Source organism: Agrobacterium sp. ST15.13.015, from assembly GCF_027871645.1.
Lineage (GTDB): Bacteria > Pseudomonadota > Alphaproteobacteria > Rhizobiales > Rhizobiaceae > Agrobacterium > Agrobacterium leguminum.
Window position 1 is genome coordinate 304,989 of sequence record NZ_JAQAHF010000004.1, and the last position, 16,953, is coordinate 321,941.

General features: G+C 59.8%; 25 protein-coding genes. 1 reads left to right on the forward strand and 24 read right to left on the reverse strand.

Annotated elements, in window-relative coordinates; all coding sequences use genetic code 11:
- Nucleotides 1-13: 13 nt before the first annotated feature.
- From PIB16_RS08700 to PIB16_RS08795, 20 genes are all read right to left on the reverse strand, one after another.
- Nucleotides 14-406 (reverse strand): helix-turn-helix domain-containing protein, encoded by a 393-nt coding sequence (locus PIB16_RS08700; protein ID WP_080823284.1) that lies wholly within the window; start codon nt 404-406, stop codon nt 14-16.
- The gene (locus PIB16_RS08705) at nt 396-611 is read right to left on the reverse strand and encodes a hypothetical protein (protein ID WP_112154151.1); all 216 of its coding nucleotides are present in this window, start codon (nt 609-611) and stop codon (nt 396-398) included. The genes PIB16_RS08700 and PIB16_RS08705 overlap by 11 nt, the downstream gene beginning before the upstream one ends.
- On the reverse strand, nt 608-1,057 hold the full coding sequence (locus PIB16_RS08710) for an ASCH domain-containing protein (RefSeq protein ID WP_271045489.1): 450 nt from the start codon (nt 1,055-1,057) through the stop codon (nt 608-610). The genes PIB16_RS08705 and PIB16_RS08710 overlap by 4 nt, the downstream gene beginning before the upstream one ends.
- Nucleotides 1,057-1,713 (reverse strand): regulatory protein GemA, encoded by a 657-nt coding sequence (locus tag PIB16_RS08715; RefSeq protein WP_271045434.1) that lies wholly within the window; start codon nt 1,711-1,713, stop codon nt 1,057-1,059. Before PIB16_RS08715 ends, PIB16_RS08710 begins: the two co-directional genes overlap by 1 nt.
- Nucleotides 1,710-2,288, reverse strand: a complete 579-nt coding sequence (locus tag PIB16_RS08720; RefSeq protein ID WP_136882987.1) for an MT-A70 family methyltransferase — start codon at nt 2,286-2,288, stop codon at nt 1,710-1,712. The genes PIB16_RS08715 and PIB16_RS08720 overlap by 4 nt, the downstream gene beginning before the upstream one ends.
- Nucleotides 2,285-2,533 (reverse strand): hypothetical protein, encoded by a 249-nt coding sequence (locus PIB16_RS08725; RefSeq protein WP_271045435.1) that lies wholly within the window; start codon nt 2,531-2,533, stop codon nt 2,285-2,287. Before PIB16_RS08725 ends, PIB16_RS08720 begins: the two co-directional genes overlap by 4 nt.
- Nucleotides 2,534-2,597: 64 nt before the next feature.
- The gene (locus tag PIB16_RS08730; RefSeq protein WP_271045436.1) at nt 2,598-2,897 is read right to left on the reverse strand and encodes a hypothetical protein; all 300 of its coding nucleotides are present in this window, start codon (nt 2,895-2,897) and stop codon (nt 2,598-2,600) included.
- The gene (locus PIB16_RS08735) at nt 2,890-3,153 is read right to left on the reverse strand and encodes a hypothetical protein (RefSeq protein ID WP_271045437.1); all 264 of its coding nucleotides are present in this window, start codon (nt 3,151-3,153) and stop codon (nt 2,890-2,892) included. The genes PIB16_RS08730 and PIB16_RS08735 overlap by 8 nt, the downstream gene beginning before the upstream one ends.
- The gene (locus PIB16_RS08740; protein ID WP_174000489.1) at nt 3,150-3,494 is read right to left on the reverse strand and encodes a hypothetical protein; all 345 of its coding nucleotides are present in this window, start codon (nt 3,492-3,494) and stop codon (nt 3,150-3,152) included. The genes PIB16_RS08735 and PIB16_RS08740 overlap by 4 nt, the downstream gene beginning before the upstream one ends.
- 112 nt (nt 3,495-3,606) lie before the next feature.
- Nucleotides 3,607-3,885: a hypothetical protein gene (locus tag PIB16_RS08745; RefSeq protein ID WP_271045438.1), complete on the reverse strand. Its 279-nt coding sequence runs from the start codon at nt 3,883-3,885 to the stop codon at nt 3,607-3,609.
- Between the two features lie 10 nt (nt 3,886-3,895).
- Nucleotides 3,896-4,423: a host-nuclease inhibitor Gam family protein gene (locus tag PIB16_RS08750; protein ID WP_271045439.1), complete on the reverse strand. Its 528-nt coding sequence runs from the start codon at nt 4,421-4,423 to the stop codon at nt 3,896-3,898.
- Between the two features lie 63 nt (nt 4,424-4,486).
- Nucleotides 4,487-4,777 (reverse strand): hypothetical protein, encoded by a 291-nt coding sequence (locus PIB16_RS08755; RefSeq protein WP_271045440.1) that lies wholly within the window; start codon nt 4,775-4,777, stop codon nt 4,487-4,489.
- Entirely contained in the window at nt 4,764-5,162 is a 399-nt protein-coding gene (locus PIB16_RS08760; protein WP_271045441.1) for a transcriptional regulator, read from the reverse strand. The genes PIB16_RS08755 and PIB16_RS08760 overlap by 14 nt, the downstream gene beginning before the upstream one ends.
- On the reverse strand, nt 5,159-5,797 hold the full coding sequence (locus tag PIB16_RS08765) for a hypothetical protein (protein WP_271045442.1): 639 nt from the start codon (nt 5,795-5,797) through the stop codon (nt 5,159-5,161). The genes PIB16_RS08760 and PIB16_RS08765 overlap by 4 nt, the downstream gene beginning before the upstream one ends.
- Complete coding sequence (locus PIB16_RS08770) at nt 5,794-6,552, reverse strand: AAA family ATPase (protein WP_271045443.1); 759 nt, start codon at nt 6,550-6,552, stop codon at nt 5,794-5,796. Before PIB16_RS08770 ends, PIB16_RS08765 begins: the two co-directional genes overlap by 4 nt.
- 62 nt (nt 6,553-6,614) lie before the next feature.
- Nucleotides 6,615-8,864: a DDE-type integrase/transposase/recombinase gene (locus PIB16_RS08775; RefSeq protein WP_271045444.1), complete on the reverse strand. Its 2,250-nt coding sequence runs from the start codon at nt 8,862-8,864 to the stop codon at nt 6,615-6,617.
- Nucleotides 8,861-9,034 (reverse strand): hypothetical protein, encoded by a 174-nt coding sequence (locus PIB16_RS08780; RefSeq protein ID WP_169692095.1) that lies wholly within the window; start codon nt 9,032-9,034, stop codon nt 8,861-8,863. Before PIB16_RS08780 ends, PIB16_RS08775 begins: the two co-directional genes overlap by 4 nt.
- A complete protein-coding gene (locus PIB16_RS08785; protein ID WP_271045445.1) occupies nt 9,031-9,495 on the reverse strand; it encodes a hypothetical protein in 465 nt (154 codons plus the stop codon). Before PIB16_RS08785 ends, PIB16_RS08780 begins: the two co-directional genes overlap by 4 nt.
- A complete protein-coding gene (locus tag PIB16_RS08790) occupies nt 9,492-10,343 on the reverse strand; it encodes a ParB N-terminal domain-containing protein (protein WP_271045446.1) in 852 nt (283 codons plus the stop codon). The genes PIB16_RS08785 and PIB16_RS08790 overlap by 4 nt, the downstream gene beginning before the upstream one ends.
- Nucleotides 10,344-10,390: 47 nt before the next feature.
- On the reverse strand, nt 10,391-10,693 hold the full coding sequence (locus PIB16_RS08795; RefSeq protein ID WP_271045447.1) for a helix-turn-helix domain-containing protein: 303 nt from the start codon (nt 10,691-10,693) through the stop codon (nt 10,391-10,393).
- A gap of 180 nt (nt 10,694-10,873) precedes the next feature.
- On the opposite strand from PIB16_RS08795, the gene PIB16_RS08800 reads away from it, so the two are divergent.
- Complete coding sequence (locus PIB16_RS08800) at nt 10,874-11,593, forward strand: LexA family transcriptional regulator (protein ID WP_271045448.1); 720 nt, start codon at nt 10,874-10,876, stop codon at nt 11,591-11,593.
- Between the two features lie 379 nt (nt 11,594-11,972).
- On the opposite strand, the gene PIB16_RS08805 is transcribed toward PIB16_RS08800, so the two are convergent.
- From PIB16_RS08805 to PIB16_RS08820, 4 genes are all read right to left on the reverse strand, one after another.
- Entirely contained in the window at nt 11,973-12,737 is a 765-nt protein-coding gene (locus tag PIB16_RS08805) for a HugZ family pyridoxamine 5'-phosphate oxidase (RefSeq protein ID WP_271045449.1), read from the reverse strand.
- Nucleotides 12,738-12,926: 189 nt separating this feature from the next.
- Entirely contained in the window at nt 12,927-14,594 is a 1,668-nt protein-coding gene (locus PIB16_RS08810; RefSeq protein WP_271045450.1) for a thiamine pyrophosphate-binding protein, read from the reverse strand.
- Nucleotides 14,591-15,793, reverse strand: a complete 1,203-nt coding sequence (locus tag PIB16_RS08815) for a CaiB/BaiF CoA transferase family protein (RefSeq protein WP_271045451.1) — start codon at nt 15,791-15,793, stop codon at nt 14,591-14,593. The genes PIB16_RS08810 and PIB16_RS08815 overlap by 4 nt, the downstream gene beginning before the upstream one ends.
- A gap of 99 nt (nt 15,794-15,892) precedes the next feature.
- The gene (locus PIB16_RS08820; protein WP_271045452.1) at nt 15,893-16,843 is read right to left on the reverse strand and encodes an alpha/beta fold hydrolase; all 951 of its coding nucleotides are present in this window, start codon (nt 16,841-16,843) and stop codon (nt 15,893-15,895) included.
- Nucleotides 16,844-16,953: the final 110 nt, after the last annotated feature.

Below are 16,953 nucleotides of genomic sequence, written 5' to 3' on the forward strand. Positions count from 1 at the left end.
AGCCTATGTTTCTTCAGAAAAGACTGCCCTGATCGTCGTCGCTGTGCTTCATGCGCTTGCGGGCGCGAAAGGCTGAGCGAACATGCATGCCAGCGGCCGCAGCCGCATCCGGGGCCGACATACCGTCAGCCAGTGCCTTCACCAATCTTAACCGCTTTGCGGCGTCCTTGGCAATCGGAACCAGAATGCGGTAGCCGGAATCGCCTGCCTTGTAGAAATTGCAGATTTTGGCGGCGGCCTCCATGCCGACCAGCTCTGTCAGCCAATGGCCGGGCGCGGCCTTCGCCGGAATATAGGCCACGCGGCCGCCCTGCGCCTGCACGATTGCCCATGCGGCCTCCAGACCGGCAACCTCGGCGATCTCGCGCATGACCACGGGCAGATGGGCGAAACGGTCATCTTCCATGGTTGATCCTGCTCGATATTCTCAGTTGTTCTTCGGTCAAGGCTTTCAGCCGCACTTCCAGCTCTAGGCGTTTGTGTGAAAATCGCGGGAGCTTGGCGGCACGTGCCGCCAGTTCGTCCCGCTTCGTCTGCAGAACGTCTATCTCCCGCTGCTCCGGCCAGCCGAAGAGCGGCATGACGGTCATGGGAGAGACGTCCCGGTTCATGGCGTCGGTGCCTCCGGTTGCCAGCGGATCAGGACGCCGGTGAACTTCGAAACACCCGGATGATTGGCGATCCAGAACCGGCCCATCGTCTCCCGCGCCGTCCGACCGTAGAGTTTGGCCGGATAGCTGTTGCCGAGCAGCTCGGGCGCAAAGCCATCACGGCGGGCGAATGCCTCGACCTCGGTCCTGTGCAGATGCACGCCAGCGATGACGATGCTGGCGATCAGCTCATTGATGAGGTCGCTCACCACGATCTCGATCGGAACGACATGCGTGCAGACCGGATCGGCAATGATCTTGCGGCAATACTTGGTGCGCATGGCCTCATAGAGCTGCACGCGCTCGCCCGGCCGGGCATGGCGGTCGCGATCACCGCGCACGGTCTGCCGTTTGTGGCCGCTCTCGATCTGCGGGCTGAAGTACTTTTTGAAACCGTAGGCGACCATCACGCGCTGGCCTTCTTCTTCGGCGCAGGCTTGCGACCGCGAATGGATTTCCCGAAGGTGTTCATGACCTTGATCCACTCCGCGTCGGTGACATCACGATAGGTGATATCCCGATCGAGAATACCGGTTACGCTCGGCCAGAACCCGTCCATGCCGGAGTTTTTCAGCAGCGCATGCTGTGCCAGGGCGATCTTGTAGCCGTAGCGGGTTTCGTATGGCTGGCAGGGTTTCCGGTCGCTCCAGTCGACGCCACCCTCGCGAGTGATCCACGCCTTCAGCGCCTCAACGACTTTTTCTGCATCGCTGTATTTATTGATCCACTGTGCACTGTCGATACCCGTCTGACGCTTCACAAAGGCAGTCATCGCCGCATCGTCACGTTCCCGGATAATGCCGAGATTATAAGCCGCGATCCAGAGCGACTGGATTTTCGCGACATAGCGGCCGTCCAGTTTCCGACGACCGTTGGGGCGGGTCGCAGCGGCAGGCGTATAGCCGAGGCGGCGCAATTCGATCAGAACGGCTTCCTGCTGCTGCGCTGTCATCTTCGACAGGTATGACTCGCCGGTGATGCGCTGATAAATGGCGCGCTGCGCTTCGGTGTCATGGATACCAAGCTGGTTAAAGCCACCGAAAATCGCATTGTGAATGCTCATGCTGCTTCTCCAAATTTTCCGGTTTCATCACCCCATACGGTCCAGCCCTTGCGGTTGGTCCGGCTGAAAAGCTCAAGCCGCCTCGCGTTCGGCATCAGCTTTTCGGCCTGCCGGTAGCCTTCCTCGGGTTTGCGGGAGTGGCCACGGACCACACCGGCAAAGGACGAGCGGACAGATTTCGTGGTTTTCGGCTCGCCACGCCTGCCGATCAGGATCGGTTCGTTCGATGTGCGGAACACGTAGCCGGGGCCGAATGCCTGCTTCCCGTTCTTCGTCGTCTTTTCCCATGATCCCATGGTGACGAAATCAAAGCCCCAAGCGAGCAGAACCTCATAGGCCTGAATGACCATTGGATTGGTGGCCCAAAGCCAGAGAAGGCAATTTTCTGAGGCAAGATCGAGAACCGGCATGGCCTTGATCTCGTCAAGCGGCATGCAGTTGTAATGAGCCTGCGCGGACTTGCCTTCGCCCTTCTCCGACCGCAGCTTATAGAGCCACGGTGGATCGGCCATGATCAGGTCGAAGGAGAACGGCGGAAGGTCGCCGAACGGCCAGAGTTCCGGGAACAATCTCACTGGATCGACCCTCCGCTGTAAGGGCGGTCGCCATTCTCGCGGGCATAGTGGACAGTCTCCCGAAGAGTGTTCGCCCAAAACTGAGCATTGCCAACCGGATCGTCCGACTGGCTGATCGCATGCGAAATGATGGACACCATCGCGGTTATGACATTGTCGGCGCTATGGGGCTGGATGACTCCGATGATCTTGAGCGCAATTGCTACCTGCTCATCGGAAAGGGCATGGTTTTCGATATCGGTCATCGGTCGGCTCCCATGAGATCGCAAACAACAAGAAGGAAGATGAAGATCGCAAACAGCAGCACCGTCATTGCCGCGCCCCTCCGATGACAATTGTCTCGACAGGGGCCATCGGCCGCGTGGCGGCCTGAGCGAGCGCGAGAGAAACAGCGCGATCGAGCTGGTCACGGAACATCTTGCGGTGGCGGCGGTCGGGTATCGAGGCCAGAACTTCCGCAATGTTGGTGGCGAGCGCGCCACCAACTGCATTCAGGATCGGAACTTCAAACTGTTCGCCGGTCTCGATAATGGCCTTGTGGATCGCGTCAGCGAGTATCTGCGACTGGCGGGCCTCCTCGGCCTTTGCCTTGGCAATAGGGTCATTCATGCTCGTCACCGTGATAGCTGATCTGTTTCAGGGGAGCGGGAAGCGCCAACAGGGGCGCATCCGTTTTTTTGGCGGGTGCTTTGCGCGGCGCTTTTGCGGCCTTCTGTTCGGCCTCGATCTCATCAAGCTGGTTGAGAATGCTGGCCATCTGGTAGCGATCGGCCGTCTCGATCTCGATCTTGATCGTGGACTTTCCGCCCTTGGTGGCGGCGGAGAAGGATTTCAGGGTCGCGTCGGAGAAGTAGATGCTGGTCATGCCGCACCCGACATTTTACGCATAGGATGCGAATGGCCGAGAGCGGTTGCACCTTTCTCGGTAATGTCGCCACTGCGGTTCATGTAGCCGGATGCAACAAGCGCCTCGGCGGCAGCATTCAGGGCGGCACCCTGCACGAGATCATCGACCGTGTTTCCGGCGAAGGCGTTCAGAACGGTCAGTTCATACTCGCAAAGGCCAGTTTCCTGTGAATGCTCCTGCTGGACATGCATTTTCAGACCCTTCTGACCGCGCAGCAACTTGCCGCAATGCGGGCATGGATCGCCCGCACCGCTCCTGCTCTTTTTGTGCTTGGATGTGATGGGAGCAAGCTGGCTCATTCCTGATCCTTCCGGTTGAAAATTGCCTTCATGACGGCCGGAAAACCGTGGCGGAGCACGGCAACTAAGAGGATCAAGCCGACCACATTGAATAAGGTGATTAATACGTCGCTCATGCCGCGCTGCCTTGCTCAAGAGGCACAATCGCGGCAATGGCGACATGGCCGGCAGCGTTGTTCAGCACCATGACGATGTTTGCGGCGAGCAGCGCGACGGTGTCGTCGGGCATGGCGCCAGCGGAATCGATAGTGAGAAGCTCATCACCATCTGCATCCAACAGAACGCCCATGTCCCGCTGAGAGCATGTCAACGGAAAAGCTACGCCCAATTCATTCATCGCCTTAACGAAGGCTTCTGGTGTGGCAGGATTTTCAACGCGAATGTTCTTCATCGGCCCGCCCTCAGTTCAACGCAGAGGTTTCGAGTTCGGCAGGCTCGATCACGAAATCCTCGCCCTCGGAGGAGATCGTCACGCCGTTGACGAGGCGGGCCTTGTCGGGATCGGCGAGCATGGCATCCTTGTTCAGTTCCTCGCGGGTACGGACGAACACGCTCAGGCCAAGTTTCTTGAATGCCTCGATCGCGGCCTCGACACCGCGAATGGAAACCTTCGGCGGGCGGGAGCGCCAGTTGATCCGGCCGTTACCAAAATCGTGGTATTTCACCTTGCCGTCATTGGTGAGGGCAAGGCGGTTTGCCTCGCAGTAGGTCTGCACGCCGCGCTCATGCTCTGCCAGCTCTTCCAGCATCACAGCGGTATCGGCTTCGAACTTTTCACCGACAAGGCGGATGGCTTCGTCGGCCAGCGCCTTGTGTGCTGCGATGGCGCGGCGCAGGACACCAATCCGACCGACCGCAAAAATGGCGTCTTCACGGTTCTGCGGCACGCGGGAGATGGCTTTCGTTTTGGTCTTCAATGCATTTTTCAAGGTCGTTTCCTCGGGTTTTCAAAGGGGATTGGAAGGACGCTCAAGCGCCCTTCGAAGGCGGCTTCAGGAGCTGTGCGGAGAGCGCGGGAACGGCACAACGTTGGTGCCAGGACGCATCAGGTGAAGTATTGTCGCGCTTGCCGGAGGCACGAGCTTGTTCAACTCAGCACTGTTCAAGAGCTGCATGTCGTTGAGCTGCGCCTCCATGGCGACGGCCATCTCGGCATAGCCATCGAGACGCTTCACCAGCAGCTCGACCTCTTCGCTGGACATGACAACGCCACCGTGCCGATGTTCGGCAATCTTGTTGCGGGTGTCGCGCAAACGATCAGAAAGATATTCAAAACGTTTCACTGTTCGTCTCCTTTATGCGGCTGTGAGGGCAATTGTTCCGGCAGGCCTGATGCATGCGGACGGCGTTGGCGCTGGCGGTGCTGAAGGGGCGGCGCTGCCAACCGAGGCAGATATCCCGGCCGATCTCCTGCAGGACCGGGCAGCGCACGGTCTCGGACATCAGCGCGCCGCGCACGAGCTGCTCGATGCGGCCGACATCGCCGGGATAGCTGTTCGAAAGAAGCTGGCTCACAGTCGAACCGGCATAGCCGATGCGCTTGCCGATGGCCGTCTGGTTTTCGGCGTTGCAGGCCTCCGCCAGAGCGATGATCCATTCCGGGAGCTGCTCGCCCCATGCGGCGCGGGCCTTTTCCAGATTGTCGGGCTTGGGCTTTGTCGGGGTCATGGCTCGACCTCGACGGTTTCCGGCTCGCCGAAAATCTTCTCGGCGTTCGGGTCATAGACGCTCTCGGTTTTCAGGAGCTTCGGCGCGGCAGGGCCGGTGTTCTGGACAAGTCGCCAGATCGTCGGCTCTGTGCGGGTACCCTTCTGCAGCACGATCAAATATCCGGTCCGCAGGAGGCGGGAAATATAGAGCCGCGCCGAACGCTGGTTGATCTCCAGCGTGTCGGTAGATGCATGCACCGAAATATCGATCAGCTTGAAGCCGTTCCTGAAGAACGGCGAGCGCATCGCATTCCAGAGCGCCTGCCGCGCCGTCATCTGGTCGGCGATCAGGGTGCCGTCGCGCTTGAACATCGGCGTGGCGGACTGGCGGGCCGCGACACGGAACAGGGCCATGCCACGCGGGTTCGTTTCGCCGGTGCGGCGGATGATCTCCGCCTTTTCCAGCTTGTCGATAAAATCCGATATCTGCAGGCGGCTGCGGTTGTTGGACAGGCCGAAGATATCGTCCACGCTGAAGGCCTGCTTTCGCATGTCGGCGTCCATCATCAGTTGCCAATAATGGTCGCGGCCTGTCAGGATGCGCTGACCCTTGGCGACGGCGATCTTGAGGGCGATTGGAGTAACCCGCATCATGCAGCCTCCCTTCTGGTGGGCAGGCGCGAGCGGGAAAACAGGCCGTTGCCGCCCTCGTAGGCAGCAACGTCGATCGAGCTGACGCCCATCCTCGCTGCCGCCTCGGCAATGTTATGCAGGGAGTTGCCGACGCGCCGGACGCGGCCTTCGCCCTCGGTGATGGCCTTTTCGAGCAGGCCATCCGCAATCGCGAGGTTTGGATAAAAGGTCCGTGCCAGCGAGCGGGCATCATCCAGATCGCATGGATGCGCATATTTCGTGTCGAGAACCAGATCGCGGAAGCGGTCGCCGACATGTTCCAGCTTCTGCGGGAAAAGCTCCTCACCGATGAGCAGGACCGGCACGCCGCTGGCCTTGGCAATGCCGCGCACCAGTTCGATCAGGTTCTTTTTGATGAGCAGATCGCCTTCATCAATGATGAGCGGGCGGCGCGGATCGCGGCAAAGGAGGCCGATCACCTCGTCTTCCATGTCGGACAGCGTGCCGCGTGGCTGGTAGATGCCGAGTTCGGAGAGGATCGAGCGCAGCAGCTTGGCGCGGGTCCACGTGTCCCGGATTTCGACATAGGCAGCGCCGGTTTTGTTCTGGCAATAGAGCGCCGCTACGCTTTTGCCATAACCGGAGTAACCGGCGAGAACGCCAAGGTTGGGTTGCAGGGGATTACGGTTCTGGAGGGACCGGAGGAGATTGAGCGCCGTAGTGACGTTCTTGATCGGAGCCGTGTCACCATTGACTTTTATCGGTTGTGTCGTCATTTTGATCCTCGTAATTATTGCAATGCAGAGGGGTCGATGGCAGTCGGCCCCTTTTTCTTGACCTAGCCGCGCAATGCGGCGTCGATCCCGAAATCTTCGAAAATGTCCCGGCGCGTCTGGTAATCGGCGCTGGCCTTGTAGCGAGCGAGCTTGCCCGCCGTGGCGTCATCGATCGCGACACCGGAGGCGATCTGCGCCTCGACGGTCTGCGACCACTTGAACATGCGTGCGCCGTCCGTCAGCGCGGCGTCCGGGTCCAGATGAATGACGGTGGAATTGCCCTTCAGCTCGGCCTCGCGGACGATAGCCGCATGGAGTTCAGCCGCCTTCTCGTTGAGCGTGGCAGGCTGCGGCATCTTCGGCGCGGTCATGGCCTCCAGTGCGGCGGCAATGGCGGGCGTGCTGTGCTGCTGTTCGCGCTTGGGCAACTGGATGACGTTGGCGGTTCCGGCGTCGCGCTCTGCCTTCTCTTTCTTGGCAAGGCGGATGGTGCGCTCGATACCCGATGGGCCTTTCTTCAGCTCGCGAATACCGGCCTTGATCTCGCGTTCCTTTTCGCGGACCAACTCGGCGGCAATCTGTTTCTGGGCCTTGACGTAAGCCTGCGGGTTTACGTTCGAGAGTTCCGGGCAGATGGCGACATCGAGATACCGGCCGGTTTCGCCGTCGAAGACGTACATCTTGCCCATGTCGAGCGGATCGAGACGGCAGAACACATCGGTACCGACCATGATGGAACCGGCGAGATAGAAGAAGCCGTCATTCTGAATGCCACGCTTCTGCATGGTGCGATGGCCATTCTTGCCAGCGACCGGCATCAGCAGCGCATCCAGTGCACGCTCGTCAACGCGGTTGATCTTCGCGAGAGACGCGGCGGCAACCTCATTCGGTGTGCGGTCTTTCAGGCCGCCGTGTCCGCGCTCGTGATAGACATATTCCAGCCAGTCATCGATATGGCGCTGGAGCTGTTCGGCAGTGAGAGCCACTTCGAACAGGTCTTTCTCGTCAGCGCCGAGGCGCTCCGCAAACGACTTGCGACCTTCGATCGCCTTTCGATCGGCGACAGAATGGCCGATATAGCCGGGCAACTGTGGGCCAACCTCATGCTGAAAGGTCTTGATGACACGCTCGACATGGCCTTTCTGCTCTGGCGAATAGGCGTCGGAAACGTCAGGCTCTATGTTGAGATCGGCAAACAGGCGCTTGATCGAAACAGCAACGAAATCGCTGCCGTTGTCGGTCTTGATGATCTTCGCCACGCCCCATTTCAGGACCGCTTTGCGCATCATCAAACCCACGGCGGAAGCACGCGGTGTTTTCGAGAGCGTGATGACCAGCCGACGCGTGGCGATGTCGATGCAGGCATATAGAGAATGACGACCGTCAATGCAGAGCGCATCGACCGGCGAGGCGTCGATCATCCAGAGCGCGTTCGGGTCCGTGATGTGACGATAGGTGCCGGTACCAGAAAGCTTCATGTGCGACCGGAATTTGTCCGGATCGGTGATCTTGGTCAGGACTACCTTTTCCGACGACTTCAACTGCGCGATGAAATGCTGGAAAGTACGCTCCGGCGGCAGCGGCTTCAGTTCGCCGTTGCGGTCAACCAGCTCCGCGCCAAAATGATCCTTGCAATAGCCCCGGATAACATCGGCAGACAGGGCCGGGTTTTTGGCGATCCAAGCCAGCACAAAGGCGCGAACCTCACCGGCATTCGCGGTGTCGAGCAGGCCTTTACCCTTGCGCGCCTCCGACCGATCGACGGCCAGCTTGTCCTTTGCTCCGGCCTGTTTAGCCGAGCGCCACCGAAAAACCGAACGCTGCGAAATCTGTGGCAGGATATCTTTCACCCAAGCGTCCGCTTGGATCATGTTCATGTTCCACCGGTCGCAGAAGATGAACATGGAGGCCTGAACCGATATTGAAAGGCCCTTTGAGAAGGTCTCAAAGGCGGCGACAACAGCCAAGCGAGCATCGCGTTCGCGCCGGGCGCGATCGGTCAGCACCGCCGAGGTTGGGGCTTCCGGCTCGGCCTGCGGCTGCACAGGCTCACTGCCGACAACCATGTAGCGCTGCACATAGGTGACTTGGGCGAGCGTCGGGAACAGGCGATAGTGGTACTCCAGCCCGCCGCCAACGCTTGAGCGCGATCGGCACATAGATGGGTATGTGGACCACCCACCTGTTTTTGCGAGCTTATTCACACCTTGTTTGGTTGTGGGCATTCCCGGCAGGGCTTCTTCAGCAATCTCTTGCGCTGTCAGCCATTCCTTCAGGCGTCGGGTCTCGGAGGGAAAGGGAACCGTATTCAACGCGTTGCCCTCACGATCAGGACAAGCGCCGTGGCGACCTGCGAGAAATAGATCATTCCGAGGATGAAACAGGCGACTGCCCACAAGGCGGAAACGTCTTTTACGATCTGGCTTTTCGCGACACGGCAGACGAACTGCAGGAACGGCGCGATGCTGCTGACTTTATTCATCGGCGTGCTCTCTTCCTTACGGCGCGAGCTGCTCTCAGCGCCTCCATTTCCTTGATGTGCTCCTCAAGGAGCTGGTCCTCGATCATCTCGGCGTATTCGTCCTCGATGACGGTCAGACCGAACTCGCCCGGCACGAATCCGAGCAGTTCCTTGGCTTCGGTGGCGTGAACGAGCGCGATGAAGGCATCGAGCGGAATGCGGTGTTCGCCGCTGCCTTCCGAAGCCCATTTGTCGAGCATCGCGCTTGAGATCGTGCGGCCGAGATATTTGCTCATGGCGCTGGCGATCTCTGACCGCTGAAAACCGTCATCGCGGGCATCGCGCAGGGCGCGGGCGATGAGGCGAGAAATTCGATTGTCGAGCGGGCCGCGACCAGTCACGCCTTCCTCGTAGCGGATCGCCACCTGCGGCGGCGTCCACTCGAAAAGGTCTTTCGTGAGAGGGTCGCGGCGTTTGCTCATCGGCGAGCGGCCTTCCGATCGGCAAGCCAACGCATGACAGAAGCTTCGTTCAGGGCGAAGAATGCGTCCTGTTCGTTGGGCTTCAGCCGTGTGAAGCGGTCATTGAGCTTTTCCCATGCAGCCAAAGGATTGGCGCGGGGAACTTGGTCGATGATGGCAATGGCGTCAGCATAGTTTGTCGCTTCGCCGGAAATGAGCAGCTCTACGATACGGGCGGCGCGTTCATATGGTTGGCCAGCGATATCCAGAAGGGTCTGCTGGTTGTCGGCCAAGCCGTCATCCAGCGCGATACGCTCCCGCAGGTCGGCAGGAATACCGGCAATCTTGAGGGCGTTGAAAACATTGCGGCGGCTGATCTTGAGGAAGCGCTGCGCTGCCTCGCTGAAAGTGCCGGAGAACGCGGCGGCGGTCTCGATCGTCTCGACATCGGAGTTTAGTGCAGACTCTGCACTTAATTCCTGCTTGGGCTTGGGGCCGCGCCGGACCGGGTTTGCTGCCCGCCAGATCGCGCACCAATCGGCAACGTCGACGCTGTGTTCCAGCGCCGTCAGTTCGTGGCGATAGAGCGTTTCAGAGATTTCGGTCAGGCGGATTTGGGCTTCGTTCGCGAATTCGTCAGATTGGCGAACGATGGCGCGGATGTCGATGCCGATCGATGCGGCTGCTGCAAGGCGCTTGACGCCGAAGACGAGTCGATAGCGCCCTTCGGTTCCGGCGACGACCTCGACGGGGACGCGCTGCCCAATTTGCTGGAAACTTTCAGCCAACGCCTGAATGGCGTCGGGGGAGACTTTTTTCGCGTCAGAGGAGACGTCGATCAATTGAGGAGACAGAAGTTCAATCTGCATTTGGCACTCTGGATTGTCAGGAAAGGATGCACGGCCTGACGAAATCATCAGGCGGCGCTCTGCGCGCCGTCAGACTTCGACGACTTTTTTGCTCTGGTGTTGCAACTGCTGTTGCTGCTAGTCTTCCCCTCGTCGTGACGGCCACGTGTGTAGCTGTCAGGAAAGAGTTCGCGAAAACCGATACCGAGTGCTGACGCTATTGCTTCCGCACCGGGGCGACTTGCCCCGATCATGCCTGCTCGGCATGCACTGGCGTAAAGACCAGCATCGCGTGCGATGCCGGTTAGCGTCATGCCTCGGCGTCTGATTTCTGCGAGGATTTCGTGGCGATCCCACTTTTTGGCGGTCATGACATCTCCTTTTGTCGGGTGCCCTTGCAGGGGCAGTCGGCCGCAATGTGTTCAAACAAGAGCCTCAACTAAGGTACTCGCTTTTTGTCGGTTTGCAACGCTTATCTGCGTTTCCACTTAGGAATTAACCGATTATGAGCGGTAATGTTAAGTTGCTTTGGCATATCAATGGGTTAGTCTATGCTGACAAAGCCGATAAAAAGCGGAAACGATGTTTCCACTTTCGATAACGCGGCCACGCGAGAACGCTTATCCGTGGTGATTGACCGAATCGGCAGCTTGGTAAAAGCGGGGGAAATAGCTGGCGTGTCAGACGAGCAGATCGCGCGGTGGCGCGACGGCAAAGCCAAGCCCAATTTTTACGGCATAGCGATGCTAACTTATGCCGCTGGAAAGTCGTTGGACTGGCTTATTACTGGTGAAGAGGCCCCCGAATTGCCAACAGAGGCGCAGGGTGGCGTCATTATTCAGACCGGTGACCTACCCGGCTTCACCCTAATTCCGCGCCTCGGTGTTCATGCGTCGGCTGGCAACGGCACGATCGCGGTGACCGAGGAACCCGTTGATTTTCTTGCTTTTCAAGAAAGCTGGCTAAGGTCACGGAAGATCAATCCGAAATACGCTCGGGTCCTCACAACGCGAGGCGATTCAATGGAGCCAACGATCAGAGACGGCGATATTTTATTGGTCGATACATCGATTGATCGGATAAAAGATAATGCAATCTACGTCATAGTTTATGGCGAAATGGTTCTGGTCAAACGCGTACATGGCAGGATGAACGGTTCACTGCAGATAATAAGCGATAACCCACTTTATCCTCCTGAGGAGATCGCGCCCGGCGAGGTGGATTTGCTTAATATTGCTGGTAGGGTAATGTGGTTTGGTCGTTCCACCTAGCGGTGGCGACTACACATTACGATTTGGTGCCGCGCACCCTGCCTGCCATTTGATCTTGCGTCGTGATTTTCTTTTGAGGCCCTTTGAGACCTTCTAGACAGTGTCGCAAATGCCGCGCAAATAAAGGTTTTAACCGCAGGTTCCCGGATTTTCCCAGTTATTCCCGGTTAAAGCCTCCTCCTGCCATCTGGTATTGCGGGTTACACTTGACCCGGCATCCAGCCACGGCGCGTCTGCGCCGTGAAGAGAGTCTTTCGCGATCAAGGACTTGATCGCGCTGGACCCCGGATCTAGTCCGGGGTGACGGCGCGGCGTGGCGACATGGCCACAAAATCCCAAGTAGAAGTAATTTTCATGTTTTTTGAATCGCTTGCGTCCGTCACCTCACCGGCGAAGCAAGCGCCTTCTCAAACTGCTTCAACGTCGTCACCCGCTCCGCAAACCACAGCCTGGCCAGATCGCTCGCCGAGGCGAGATCGATGCCATCCGGGTCGATGGAGGTGATCGTCCAGCGGCCAGTTTTTGCGCCGGCCAGAACGGCGAGCCGGGACGCTTCGCCCTTGATGGCGTTGAGGCGGGTCGCTTCGCTTTCCGCCGCCGCCATCAGTTCGTCTGCGCCTGAGAGATTGGTGCGCAGATCGGCCGGGGTGATGTTGCTGGCATTGCGGGCCGGGCCGCCATTGATCTGCACAGCTTCCGTCCGCAACCGGTAAAGCCGCGTGTCGGGAAGGGAGAGATAAAGTTTCGCTTTGGGGTAGCGGGCAATGTAGCGCGCGATGGCGAGCGGCGCTTCATCCGGGCCGATTTGTTCCGCCTTGCCCACCATTGTCAGCCGCGGCAGCGTCAGCGCATCTCCCTTGCCGAAGGGGGCGAGCGTCAGCGAGATGCGCGCGTCCGCCTCCATGTTGCGGGCGTGCAGCGTCAGCCCCGCCGCGAAGAAAAACGGCGTGCCGTCCGGCTCGATGCCGATATTGGTGGCGGTCGTATAGGGATAACCGCTGACCGGATCGAGGGTCGCAAGCGCTGCCGTGCGGGAGGTGTGCAGCACATCCCGGGCCACGCGCACGGCCTCGAAAGGCGCACCCGCCGAGGCCTCGATCTTTGCGCCGCGCGGGGTGATGACGGGAGAGACTGCATCCGGCATGTCGTTTCCTGATCCAAAGGGCCGCTGAAAGAAGTGCGAGATCCCTCTTTCGTCATGCTCGGGCCTGTCCCGAGCATCTGCAACCGATGAACTTTACGATACGTGATTGGATCCTCGGAACAGGCCCGAGGATGACGTCAAGCGAGCGTCAGGATTTACACCATGCCGGAGCCGTGTCCATGCGTCATATCAGCTTCCGGTCCTGATCTGCGTCAGGGTACGCGTCGGCGTGATCGCTTCGGCATCCAGCTTTACCTCGATAATGGCCGGCTTGCCGCTTGCCCGCGCCCGTTCGAAGGCGGCGGCGAAGTCTTGCGTTCTTTCCACCGTTTCGCCGTGACCGCCATAGGCTTTGGCAAAAGCGTTGAAATCCGGATTGACGAGATCGGTGCCACTGACACGACCGGGATATTCCCGCTCCTGATGCATGCGGATGGTGCCGTAGGTGCCATTATTGACCAGTACCGTAATGATCGGCAGACCGTAGCGCACTGCGGTGATGAATTCCTGCCCATGCATCATGAAACAGCCGTCGCCGGCAAAGCAGATCACCTCACGCTCGGGGAACAGATGCTTGGCCGCGACCGCCGCCGGCAGGCCATAACCCATCGAGCCTGATGTCGGGGCCGATTGTGTATTGTAGCGACGGAAACGGTGGAAGCGATGCACCCAGGTGGCATAGTTGCCGGCGCCATTGGTGAAGATCGCATCCTCGGGCACATTGGCCTCGATCCAGTCCATGATCGGACCCATCTGCACCGCGCCGGGGCCGGTCTGAGGCGGGGTGGACCAGCTGCGATAGGCCGCATGCATGGCGGCGGTGCGATCAGCCCATGCGGCACTGCCGGAAACTGTGATGGAGGAGAGGGCGGCGATAAAATCGTCCGGTGCGGCGCAGATTGCCAGATCGGGACGGTACACGCGGCCAAGCTCTTCGGCTTCCGGATAAATATGGACGAGTTTCTGCGACGGGTAGGGGATGTCGAGCAGCGTATAGCCGGAAGACGGCATTTCGGAGAGGCGGCCGCCGAGCAGCACCACGAGATCGGCCTCCTTGATCTCCTTGGCCAGCGCCGGGTTGATGCCGATGCCGACATCGCCCGCATAGGAGGGGCTCAGATGATCGAACAGCATCTGGCGGCGGAAGGAACAGCCGACAGGCAGCTTGTTGTTTTCCGCAAATGCCTTGAAGCCTGCGACGCTTTCCTCGGACCAGCGTGTGCCGCCGATGATGAAGACCGGGCGCTTCGCCTCGCCAAGCATTTTTGCGAAGGCGGCCATCTGTGACGGGCCGGGATGCGCTTCGACCGGAGTATAGGGCTTTGCTTCGGGCGCTTCGACCTCTTCCACCAGCATGTCTTCGGGCAGCGTCAGCACCACCGGGCCGGGGCGGCCGGAGGTGGCGACGGCAAAGGCGCGGGTGACGAATTCGGGGATGCGGCGCGCATCGTCGATCTCACCCACCCATTTGGCGAATTCGGTGAAGGCGCGGCGATATTCCACTTCCTGAAAGGCCTCGCGCTCACGCGCTTCGCGCTGCACCTGGCCTATGAAGAGGATCATCGGAATGGAATCCTGCCTTGCGATGTGCAGCCCGGCCGAGGCGTTGGTGGCGCCGGGTCCGCGGGTCACCATGCAGATGCCGGGTTCACCCGTCAGCCGGCCCCATGTGTCGGCCATCATGGCGGCGCCGCCTTCCTGGCGGCAGACCACGGTTTCGATGCCGCTTTCATAAAGCGCATCCAGCACGGCGAGATAGCTTTCGCCCGGAACGCAGGAAACGCGAGAGACGCCATTGGCCTTCAGCGCTTCGACGATCAATTGCCCGCCTGTTCTCTTCATTCCGGCTGCAGTCATGGCGTCGTGGTCCTTTCGATGTTTTCCAGTTCGGCCAGCACCTGCGCCTGATGTTCGCCGAGCTTGGGGCTCGGGCGTTCATAGCGCAGCGGCGTTTGCGACATGATAATGGGTGTTCGGACCCCGGGAATGACGGTGCCGTCTTCCGCCTCCAGATCGACGCGAAGGCCACGGGCTTTCACCTGCGGGTCGGCGAACATTTCCTCGATGGAATTGATCGGTCCGGCGGGGACGGCGTTCTTTTCGCAGGCGGTCAGAAGATCGCGCTTCTGCCATTTCAGCGTTTCGGTGGAAACGATCTGCCGGACTTCCGCTTTATGGGCCACGCGGGCCTTGTTCGTCGCGTAACGTTCGTCATCGGCAATCGCACCGATGCCGAGAATGGTGCAGAGGCGGCGGAACTGGCCGTCATTGCCGACCGCGAGGATGAGGAAACCGTCAGCCGTCGGCACCACCTCATAGGGGGAAATATTCGGATGGGCGTTGCCGAGCCGGACGGGCGGCTTGCCGGAAATCAGGTAATTCATGTTCTGGTTGGCGAGCACGGCCGATTGCACATCGAGAAGCGCCATGTCGATATGCTGGCCTTCGCCGGTGCGGATGGCGTGGATCAGCGCCGCCTGAATGGCTGACACGGAATAGATGCCGGTGAAGATATCGGCAACCGCCACGCCCGCCTTCATCGGCTGGCCGTAGGCTTCGCCGGTAATCGACATGAAGCCGGACATGCCCTGCACGATATAGTCGTATCCGGCGAGATCGGCATAAGGCCCGGTCTGGCCGAAGCCAGTGATGGAGCAATAGATCAGCTTCGGATTGAGCGCCTTCAGGCTCTCGTAGTCGAGGCCATATTTGGCAAGCCCGCCGCGCTTGAAATTTTCGATGACGACATCGGCGGTGCGCACCAGCCGGCGCACCAGCTCGCAGCCCTCGGGCGTTTTCAGATCGGCGACGATGGAGCGTTTGCCGCGATTGGTGGCGTGGTAATAGGCGGCGGAGAGGTTTTCTCCATCGTCGCTTTCGACGAAAGGCGGTCCCCATGCGCGGGTATCGTCGCCGCCCTCGGGGTTTTCCACCTTGATGACATCGGCGCCCATATCGGCCAGCATCTGCCCTGCCCAGGGACCGGCCAGAACACGCGCAAGTTCGATGACGCGGATGCCCGATAGCGGCGGTTTCCTGTTTGGCATGTCGGTCATCGGTCCCCCGGTATTTTGTGTCTGCCGGTTTATAGACCGCCGCTTGCTGCGCCGCATGTGATTTTATCTCATGGACTTATTCCGTTTCGGCAAAGGCCTTCAATCGCCGACGACGCGGCCGCACCAGGCGGCAAAATCCGCCGCGACGGGCTGCCAGCCGATTTCGTTCAGGGTCTCGTGTCGCATGCCCTTGTAGATCGTGTGCTCGACATGGCTGAAACCTGCCTCGCGGAAACGCTCCGCCAGCCAGACGATCTCCTTGCCGTCATTGGTGGCTTTGTCCTGATCGCCGCTGACAAGCAGAAGCGGCAAGGTTTTTGGCAGGCGCTCGATGAGTTTCGGTGCGCGATAGGAGAGTTCGAAGACATCCTGCCACAGGGAAACGCTCGCCTCGAACTGGCAGAGCGGGTCTTCCACGTAGGCGTCCACCGCCGCCCTGTCATGGCTCAGCCAGTCGGCATGGGTGCGCCTTTCCGGCATTTTCGCATTCCACACGCGGAAGGTTGCCTTCGGCAGAATGGCGCTCGGCACATCCGAGCCTTTCAGCATTTTTTCCAGCCGCAGCACAACCTGTGCCAAACGGCCCATGAGGCCGGGATTGAGGTTAGAATTCCAGATGGACAGGCCATCGAAGGCATCCGGATGGCTGACGGCGGTGTTCAGCGCCACGAGGCCGCCCATGGAATTGCCGAACAGGATTACCGGCAGGCCGGGATGTCTTTCGCCGGCCATCCGGCGCATCGCCATGACATCGGCAACGACCTTTTTCGCGCCGTCCTTCCAGGCAAAACGGCCGAGAGGCGCGTCCGCCGCTCTCGAGCGGCCATGGCCGCGATGGTCGTGGGCGTAGACTTCGAAACCCTGCTTCGACATCACATCCGCGAGCCGGCGATAACGGCCCGCGTGGTCAACCAGCCCGTGGCAGATCATCAGCACGCCACGCGCAGTGGCAAGAGCGGAGGGCTGGTGGCGAAAGGCGATAGATGCGCCGGAGGGGGCTTCCAGCCTCTGAATACGGCTGAAGGCCAAGTCGTCGGTCGTTTCATTCATGATCGCGCCTGTCCCTGCCATAACATCCCTTGTCATAATCATGGGGTCATAATCGTGCCAGAGGTTGCCCCAAGGCCCTATTTACCCTACATAGCGGCAAATTTCCCGAT